Raw genomic sequence first — 1,401 nt, forward strand, 5'->3', positions numbered from 1 at the left:
GGACTGACCCCCTAATATTGGACAAAAGCTCTTAATATCTGGCTGATACTTAGAATTTAAAAATTTATATAAACTGGCTTTGCCAGAATCATCATTATACCCTTACAGACTGGAGTTTCAGAGATTTCTGCTGTAACAGACGGTACGCTTCATTTGGAGTATGATATTTCAAACTGGAATGAATCCGCACTGCGTTGTAATCTTTTATGAATTGGCTTACCATATCATAAGCTTCGGCATAACTTTGAAATTCATGCTTGCTCAGACATTCTCCTTCGAGGATGGCATTGAAAGATTCAATGTGAGCATTTTTATTAGGGGTACGACAAGGAATACGCTCATGTTCAATGCCGAATTTAATACAGCTTTCATCAAAATGATGACTGATAAACTGTGGCCCATTGTCGCTTCGGATGACTAAATCATCGGTTCCATATACCTGACGTTTAAACATGGCTGCCTGTACAGTACGTGCAGCATCCTGAGCATTACAGTTTAGGCCAATGTGGTAATCCACAATAACCCGATCAAACACGTCTATGATAGGCAGAACATAAAAGAAACGGTTTTCTCCAGTAATATAGCCGTATTTGAGATCGATTTCCCACAGACGATTTGAAGCAGTAATTTCATGGTTTCGTGCCAGTCGTCTGGGGTGCTTTGCTTTAAGTTTACGCTGAGGTTTCAGCATATCCAGTTCTTTACACAAACGATATACTTTCTTTTTATTGATGATAAGCTGGTATTTCCGTCTGAGCGCCCAGGTTAATTTGTGGTAACCATAGTATTCTCCTTCAGCAAAGATGAGTTCACAAAGCCATTCTTTAACCTGTTCATTGCTTACAAATCTGCCATCGTTAGTGCAGGTACTTGCTGTTGTCGGGTGGCCGCCTCTGTGATTAGGTGCAGAAATTGGATGTTTCAAATGGTAATAGTATGTTGAGCGGCTAAGTCCGACCAATCGCAATACAAGGGTTTTACGATATCCTCTTGATATCCATTTGTTGGATATATCTACTTTATCTTGTATTGTGGGTTCGTTTTTTTTACAAGATCCTTAAGAATGGCTATTTCAAGGTCTTTTTCGCCCAGCAACTTTTTGAGTTTCTCGTTTTCAGATTCTAATGCTTTAGCGCTTTGATTATATGGTCCGATTCTAACAGGGATTGGTCCCATTCCAATACTATTGTGATTCTTATGTTCTCTAACCCAACGACTGACCATGTTGGCAGATAAATCGTTTTTCCGGGCCACAATAGCGGCATTGCCAACTTCCAGAGATTCTTTAACAATCTGATCTTTAAATTCTTGTGAGTACCTTTTACGTTGCATATTGCCCCCTCCTGTTTTAAAAGGTACCAGATTAAGATACTTTGTCCAAGTCGGTTAGGGGGCTAAATA

Annotated in this window: 2 protein-coding genes; both read right to left on the minus strand. The window is 39.7% G+C overall.

Features of this window, described 5'->3' with window-relative positions:
- Positions 1 to 94 precede the first annotated feature (94 nt).
- The gene (locus JCM14374_RS12815) at positions 95 to 1,030 is read right to left on the minus strand and encodes an IS3 family transposase (protein ID WP_054698183.1); all 936 of its coding nucleotides are present in this window, start codon (positions 1,028 to 1,030) and stop codon (positions 95 to 97) included.
- On the minus strand, positions 1,015 to 1,332 hold the full coding sequence (locus JCM14374_RS15425) for a transposase (RefSeq protein WP_054698186.1): 318 nt from the start codon (positions 1,330 to 1,332) through the stop codon (positions 1,015 to 1,017). The genes JCM14374_RS12815 and JCM14374_RS15425 overlap by 16 nt, the downstream gene beginning before the upstream one ends.
- Positions 1,333 to 1,401: the final 69 nt, after the last annotated feature.

It is taken from the genome of Syntrophomonas palmitatica JCM 14374 (genome assembly GCF_001311885.1).
GTDB classification, from domain to species: Bacteria; Bacillota; Syntrophomonadia; order Syntrophomonadales; family Syntrophomonadaceae; genus Syntrophomonas_A; species Syntrophomonas_A palmitatica.

Bases quoted from the DNA above. Each gene is read 5' to 3' on its own strand.
- JCM14374_RS15425 (WP_054698186.1), bottom strand. From the start codon at position 1,332: ATGCAACGTAAAAGGTACTCACAAGAATTTAAAGATCAGATTGTTAAA.